We start from the raw sequence: 7,803 nt of genomic DNA, 5'->3' as shown, positions 1-7,803 counted from the left end.
TTCTAGTCTAGTTAAAGTGACTATTTTAGACGCTAGTGACTACACCGCGATAGGTCGGAGCTAATTTCGAAAGCGTGCAACGGGCTATGGATGTGAAAATTACAGGGGAAACTGACGATCTGTTGGGTCTGAGCGTCATTGACAATAATGGCGTAGAACATGTAGTCGATATTCGAAAATCCAATGGAGAAATAACTGCCCACAATCAGGATGGCTATCCGGATAACACAGCCAATCGTACTCCCGAAAACAACGAACACGTGCTTCAGGCACGCCGGTACGCACAGTGGCACGTCTACGAGGAACGTGGATACGACACCCTCCGATGGGACGAAAATCTGCCTCGAATTAAGGCGGTCGGGGAGGCCATCGAGGGGCTTTCACCGGACGAGTTCGAAGAGTACTTCGGAGCGTTCTACGAGGCTGTTGCCGAGTCCCTCGATACTGACGGCAGCAATAGGTTGGCAGGTCTCATTAGTTCAGTTCAGGGAGCCAACGCACACTATATCGACGTGTGGCTCGACGAGACCGACAGTATCGAAAAGACGGGTGAGGTGCAGCCAATTATTCCCAGTAACGAAGGCTACGAAGACGATCTCGAGTCACCACCTGAAGACGCCGAGCGGGTTCCGGACGCTCGGATCGACCTCCAGCCGGTACCGCTTCCCTCCATCGAGTTGTTCCAGCAACTCGTCGTCCACCAGACGAGATGCCAGGTACGTGACTTCTGGATCTCGATGGGCGAAGAGCCTCCCGAAGAATACCGCGTCCTCGGCTTCGGGAAGTACAAGTTTGCAGCACGGTATCAGATGGACGGTCGGTACGAATACGATTACACGCAACTGCATGCAGACATTCCGGGCTACACTGTCGGACTCGGCCTCGAAGACCATCCGGAAATCGAGACGGGAGTCAAAGAGTTCCTCTCGCTTTTCGACACTTAGGAACGCTTAGAACACAACGACAGTGGCCATTGAAGACTCTCGAGAACAGTAGACCCGAACCGTGCTCGTTGACAATTCGATCGTGTTCAATTCAGACGAGAGCGGTACTAGTTCGACGGGGAGACAGTTTCTGCTGGCGCACGAATTCGCGCACAGCAATGAGTAATACGGCGGCGGCGGGCAACTCGCAATGATGGCCAGACCCGACGCCGAGTTGAAGATCGACTCCGACCCATAACTCCCGGTGGGTGCCGCGATGCAGGCACTATTTAGCGAGGAGCCGCTGATCAGCTCCTGGATGAGCAATCGGGCGGCAGAGATGCACATTCAGCGGAGTACGAACGACTTGAAGGTGAACCGCTGGGACCTGAGCACGCTTGGAAACCTGGATAATGGCAATTCGTCGGCGGGAGTGTTGGGCCCAGTCCTGGCGATTGGAGCGACCGCTGAGGGGTTCCTGGTACTGATTGCGCTGTGAGTCGCCCTCGAGTCACCGCTCGCGAGCATCCGTGAGAGAGAGGAACTCGATCGGGCGTGTTAGAAAGACGGGAGGACGGAGACTATCGTTCCGAAATCGAGAAGATACGCCATCCCTCACCCTCCGCCGGACGTAACTCGTAGGCCGCGTTCGTCGGAACCCCATCGGGCCGTTCAGGGATGTCCTCGGCAGTCAACTCCTGATCGAGTCCCAGCAGGACTTGATCTGGGGCGTCACGAATGCGTTCGATATCGCTGCCGATCGAAATGTCGCCGTGCTCCAGTATTGCGAGGTCCTTACTGTTGAATTCGTCCGCATTCGTCCGGGGGTGGTACAACTCGTGTGCACTATCGTCACCGTCGGCTAACCGTGAGACGAACTCGGTGACAACCGCTTCGGGGGATTTCCCATCGGTCGGTGGAGTCCCCGAGTGGGACCCGTCGGCAGCCGGGCTGTTTTCGCCATCCGAGCCGTTTTCTCCGCCACTCGAATCGGGCGTCCTCGAGTCGGTGCCGATTTCGTCGCCGTACTTTCGTGTGAGTTCTGCTTCCCACTCCCTGCTGACGCCGTGGTTCTCGTAGCTGCGTAGTTTGTCCTCGTACTGGAAGAACTCGCTTTCGATGGCGACGCCGCCGGCCTCCTCGGCGTACTGCAGCGCCAGAATCACGTGATCGAACGTAATCGTCACGCCGTCGAAATCGGTCGACGACTCCTCGAGGGGGTGGCCATCGTGGGCCTCGGTGGCCGCGATGTAGGCGGCGTACTTGGCGATCTTTCGAACGACGGCTGGCGTGACGACGATACGGCCGAGGAACCCGTAGTCGAAGTCGCTGGTGTCGACGTTAGCCTCGTCGGGGAATATGTCTCGCCAGATCCGCCGGCGGATACGCTCCTGTGGCACGTCGAAGTGGATCGAGTGAGCGATTCGACGTTTGAACGCCGCGTCGATCCCCGAGCGCTTGTTCGTCGTCAGGAGAGCGATCCCGTCGAACGCCTCGAGACGCTGGAGCAGGAAGTTGGTGACGTTGTTGGCGTAACGGTCGGTCGAGTCGCCGACATCGGTCCGTTCGCCAAACAGCGAGTCGGCCTCGTCGAACAACAGGATGGCGTTCGAGCGTTCGGCTTCCTCGAGCAGTGCGCCGAGTCGATCCTCAGTTTCGCCGATATACTTGTTGACGATCTGAGAGAGGTCGACCCGGTAGAGATCGAGGCCGGTTTCGTTGGCGATAATCTCGGCGGCCATCGTCTTCCCGGTTCCCGGCGGGCCGTAAAACAGAGCGACGACGCCGTCGCCACGATCCCCGGGTTCGCCGAACCCCCACTCGCTGGTGACCTGCCCCCGATACTGGAGGTGGCCNTAAAACAGAGCGACGACGCCGTCGCCACGATCCCCGGGTTCGCCGAACCCCCACTCGCTGGTGACCTGCCCCCGATACTGGAGGTGGCCACAGAGTTCCCGCAGATGGGTCTTGGGCTTGTCGTTGAGATAGATGTCGTCGAACGTGTACCCCGGCTCCATCGGCTCCGCCAGCGCCTCGAGATTGCTCGCCGAGTATCGCTTGCACGCTTCGTACAGGTGCTCGCGCTCGAGTGCTTCCTCGACGGGGGCGAACANGGCTCCGCCAGCGCCTCGAGATTGCTCGCCGAGTATCGCTTGCACGCTTCGTACAGGTGCTCGCGCTCGAGTGCTTCCTCGACGGGGGCGAACAGGTCGGCGTCACGCTGGTCTTTGAGGTCGTCTATGTCGTCGACATCCTCAAGGTCCGCGGCATCGGCTCCGGTTCGACAGAGATATCGTGCGGTTTCGACCGCGCGACGAACGTCCCGCTGTGGCAGCCGGAAGTTCGTCGCGACGTTACTGAGCAGATAGTCGTCGGCGAACTCCTCGCGGTACTCCTCCCAGATCGCCAGTCGCGTCTCGTACTCCGGGAACGGACAGTGGACCGTCTCGACGCGGTGGGTCTCGAGGTCGACGTCGGGTTTCCACCTGTCTCTTATACACATCTCTGAGCGGGCTGGCAANCAGGGGCATCGTCGAGGCGTTCGACCACGGTGTCGACGGAGACCCCGTCCCCCGTCGTAATCTCGAGTTCGCCGCCCTCCTCGTCGATCGTCGGCCCGCCATCGTCGCCCGTAACCGCCTCGAGCCCCTCGAGGTGGATCGCGGCTTCCTGGAGGGTTGCCTCGCGTAGCAAACGGGTACGCAGGTCCTCGTCGCGAAGAACGTCTGTGGCGTCGGCCCGGAGAATAGGTGTTTTGGACCCGGTGAGCGCAGCGGGGAGCCGGTCTTTCCCGGTGCCGTCCTCGCCGGAGACGTAGAAGACGGTCGGGTCGTCGGCGGCACGGCTGCGAGCGTCGATCGCAGTGAGTTTCGCGGTCGTGTCGTCGTCGAAGACGAGCCCTGCGAGCGAGCGGTCGCGTCGTTCGACCGAGACGAACTCCTCGAGGCGCTGGTCGAGACTGTCATCGCCTTTGAGATATTTGACGATACGCTCGTCGACGGTGACGAGATCGTAACTCTCCGGATACCCTGGGTCTCGAGAGAGTCGGTCGACCAATGCGTGCTGGAACAGCGGCGACGACGGCGAGAGGGAGTTGCCTGGCGATCCCTCGTCTTCGGGTTCCGACTCGTCGTCGTACATGAAGACCAGAATCTCCTCGAGCAGGTCGACGGTCGGGAGTCGTGGCTGGTCGACACCCTGAATGTTGCCGTAGGCGATGCCGATACTCCGGTCGAACACGGGTGCGAGGGCGAGCAAGAGCACGTCCAGATCCGTCCGCGAGAGGTCGAACTCGGTCGCGAGGTGATCGAGCCGGAGCGAAACTCCGGCTTCTCTAGCCTCCTCGACGTTGGTCTCGATGGCAGCCGTGAGTTCCGCAAACCGTTCACGATCGAGGTGTGCGAGTGCGGACTCCTCGCGATCGGCGCGCTGGCTCTCACCGGTGAGCGATCGCATTCGAGAGCCGATCGTCGCGAGTTCGCGCCCGATTTCCGGGGTCGACGGTCCGGTCGCATCCCCCTCGGACAGTGCCCCCGCCCCATCGGCCGCGAGACGGCGTTCGAGGATCGACTCGAGGACGAAGAGGAGACGCTCGAACTCCGCCTCGAGGTGATCACCGAAATGGTCGTACATGGACACCGTTTCTGTTTCGGAGAAGTAACGTTTTGTGATAGGAGCTTCGTCAAAATATTTTGTCGTAGGTGTAGAGGATGCTGGTCTAGTAGGAGGTGGAGACTCCAGTGCAACACGACGGAGGCCGGATCATGGTTTCGATTGAACCGGTCCGTGGTGAGAGAAACAGTTATTATTCGCCACTCTGAATTGACACTCAATGAATTTACCTCGCCCGGATCGAAGAAAAGTTGTGGCGTCGCTTCGCTGTGAGGGGGTCTGAATGGGTGAGCACACGAGTCGCAGACGGTCCGACCGGGACCGAACGACGAGCTCGGACCAGGAGACGAAAACGCAACAGTCGACCGCGTCGGCACGAACGCGCTCGAGCGACGGGGAGACGGCCACGAGACAGCCGGCGGCCAGCAGTCCCGTACTGGAGCCACCACAGACGCGGAATCCGCTGACCGATACGCCGAGCACGTACCCCGGCGTGGACTGGGCCGAGGCCGACACGGCGTCTCCGGAGTCGGCGGACAGAACGCAACTGCAGTTCCACGAGCAGACGCCCCAGTCCTTCGAGAGTCGGGGCTACGGTCCGGAGGCACAGTCTCACATCTATCGCGCGGTCAAAGGCACCGACACTGATCCCGACGGGGTTCCGGAGCCAGTGCTGGATGTCCTCGCAGACTCGGGTCAGTCACTCGATGGCACCGTCCAGCAGGCGCTGGAGGACCGAATGGACGCCGACTTCTCGGATGTCCAGATTCACACGGGCCCGAAAGCCGCCGAAGCGGCCGACGCGATCGACGCCNATTCACCTGTGGCAACGCGATCGTGTTCAACGCTGGCGAGTACGACCCATCTTCTCCAGAGGGACAGTTCTTGCTCGCCCACGAACTCGCCCACGTCAAACAGCAACACGGCGGCGCGCCCATCTCGATGATGCCGCAAGCAAATGCGGACCTCGAGATCGATCCCGACCCGCAACTCGAGCGGGAGGCCGACCAGACGGCCAAAGAGGCGCTGTCGGGTGAGGAGCCACTGACGGTCAGTCGGATGGGGACGGACGTGCACATTCAGCGNGCCAAAGAGGCGCTGTCGGGTGAGGAGCCACTGACGGTCAGTCGGATGGGGACGGACGTGCACATTCAGCGGGTTGCCGAGGACGAGGCACTCCAAGCGATGGCGATGTTCGAAGCGGAGATAGACGACGGCGATATCAGCGACCACCGTGAGTCACATAACCGCCTCCAACTCGAATACCTCTCGGGGATCGTCGACGACATCGTGGAGAAACAGCAAGACCAGACGAAATTAGAGATCGCCCAGATGGACAATCCTGATGCCGTGGCGGCCGAGTTACAGAAACGGATCGACCGGACCGAGCAGGAACTCGAAGGCGATCTCAAAGAACTGAGCGAGAAACTCGACGACAAACTCGAGGACGTTGCTTTGACCGAAGACCAGCGAAGAAAGCTCAGCGGTGACGTCGAGACCGACAAAATCGACGATATCTCCTGGACGATCGCCAAGCCGCTGCTGGTCGCGACCGGAATCACGAAGCTGCTGGAAGGAGCCAATCTCGCCGAGGCATTCGATGGTGGCGACGTGTTGACCGCCAAAGACGTCGGTGCAGAGGCCAAAGAGTTCGACGTCAACGAGCGGATGGTCCAGACAATCTCCCAACTCCGGCAAGGCGAGATTTCGAGCATCGAGGACCTCAAGGANCGTCGGTGCAGAGGCCAAAGAGTTCGACGTCAACGAGCGGATGGTCCAGACAATCTCCCAACTCCGGCAAGGCGAGATTTCGAGCATCGAGGACCTCAAGGACGTCTGGACACAGACTAACGGCTCCCTGGAAGAACGTGCGGCCGAAATCTTCGAGATTGTCCGCGACGACGCCAGAGAGTGGCTCGAAGAGTGCAAAGTGGATCTCGACGAACTTGCCGACACTGGCGAGGGCGACTCGACTGGTGATGCCGAAGGAGGTCATGTCTAACTATGAAAGCTGTAATCACAGGTGAATCAGAGCGTATCGGTGTTAATCTTAGAGATAACAACGATGTCGAACATCTCATCGAGATGGACGAGTCGGGCAAAATCAAGTACCACGAACAGGACGGCTATCCCGATAAGTCCGCCAAACGGACGAACACCCAGAACGCACACACAGGCCAGGTCCGTCGGTTCGCCAAGTGGCACGTCTACCGCGAACGCGGCTACGAGACACTCAAACGCCGAGAAAACCCCGACGTGCTGATGGCCGGCCTGCTGGCAGTCGCAGCACTGTCATCCGAAGAGTTCACCGAGTACTTCGGGGATCTCGAGGAACAACTCCAGCGCCACTACAACGACGAGCCGGTTGAGCTGCCGTTCGAGGACGCCGATCCCGACGAGACAATCATCTACGAGAAAGACGTCTACATCCAGCCNAGATGTGTATAAGAGACAGACCGAGTACTTCGGGGATCTCGAGGAACAACTCCAGCGCCACTACAACGACGAGCCGGTTGAGCTGCCGTTCGAGGACGCCGATCCCGACGAGACAATCATCTACGAGAAAGACGTCTACATCCAGCCTGATCCACTCACGTTCGAGCCGCCGGTACTCGATCAGTTCCTCGCCCGCTTCGATGGTGATCCGGACACACCGGCAGTCGCCGCCAATGGGGACGTGCCACAGGAAGCGATGGACGACTTGCTCTTTGATGTCGAAGCCGTCTCCGACATGCACGTGCTTCACTACGACTCAGCGGGGAACGAACAGTACGAACGTGGCGGCCAGCCGGGGGTCGGCCGGAAACCAGACGTGCGGGTAGAACTGATGGCCTTCGATCCGGCGGAAATCGACTCCTTCCAGCACTACGTCGTCTCGCATCTGGCCTATCAGATCCGGGACTGCTTCCTGTTGATGGGACTGCAACCGCCTGCCGGGTTCCGGGTCTCCGGGTGGGGATCGTACAAAGGGTTCCTCTCACNCTCACAGTCTGCCTTCAACCTCTACGAGAACTACTGGTCTAGCGAGGCAGAAATCACATCCTGGGACCCCGCCTGAACACGTCCCTCGAGTGTGGGGGCCTGGTCAGGTGACTACTCGCTGAGACATCACAATTGACGTGTTTTCAACATAAACAGTGGTATCAGCGGAACAAAATCGCCGAAGGAAAGACATGCATAAGACAGCAGGAAATTGCGTCGATCACACTCCGAGCACGTACCCTGGCGTGGACTGGGCCGAGGCCGACACGGCGTCTCCGGAGTCGGC

The 7,803-nt window shown here is 59.8% G+C and carries 4 protein-coding genes and 1 pseudogene; 3 read left to right on the top strand and 2 right to left on the bottom strand.

What is annotated here, in order from left to right; translation table 11 throughout:
- The first annotated feature begins 92 nt into the window (after positions 1–92).
- Entirely contained in the window at positions 93–944 is an 852-nt protein-coding gene (locus C446_RS05955; RefSeq protein ID WP_204365908.1) for a hypothetical protein, read from the top strand.
- A gap of 560 nt (positions 945–1,504) precedes the next feature.
- On the opposite strand, the gene C446_RS19885 is transcribed toward C446_RS05955, so the two are convergent.
- On the bottom strand, positions 1,505–2,665 hold the full coding sequence (locus C446_RS19885; protein ID WP_455349917.1) for an ATP-binding protein: 1,161 nt from the start codon (positions 2,663–2,665) through the stop codon (positions 1,505–1,507).
- A 428-nt stretch (positions 2,666–3,093) separates the two neighbouring features.
- Here C446_RS19885 and C446_RS19880 point away from each other — a divergent pair, with 428 nt between their 5' ends.
- Positions 3,094–3,432, top strand: coding sequence for a hypothetical protein (locus C446_RS19880; RefSeq protein WP_006672173.1), 339 nt, complete (start codon positions 3,094–3,096; stop codon positions 3,430–3,432).
- Here the strand turns inward: C446_RS19880 and C446_RS20575 are convergent.
- Positions 3,417–4,556 (bottom strand): hypothetical protein, encoded by a 1,140-nt coding sequence (locus C446_RS20575; protein ID WP_394295205.1) that lies wholly within the window; start codon positions 4,554–4,556, stop codon positions 3,417–3,419. The two genes, C446_RS19880 and C446_RS20575, sit on opposite strands and share 16 nt — an antisense overlap.
- Before the next feature lie 262 nt (positions 4,557–4,818).
- Here C446_RS20575 and C446_RS20785 point away from each other — a divergent pair.
- Positions 4,819–5,618 (top strand): annotated as a pseudogene (locus C446_RS20785) (eCIS core domain-containing protein); the annotation flags it as partial.
- Between the last annotated feature and the right edge of the window lie 2,185 nt (positions 5,619–7,803).

The organism is Halobiforma nitratireducens JCM 10879, assembly GCF_000337895.1.
GTDB lineage: Archaea > Halobacteriota > Halobacteria > Halobacteriales > Natrialbaceae > Natronobacterium > Natronobacterium nitratireducens.
Note: the sequence above shows the minus strand (reverse complement) of the source record. Positions and strands in the feature narration are given on the sequence as shown.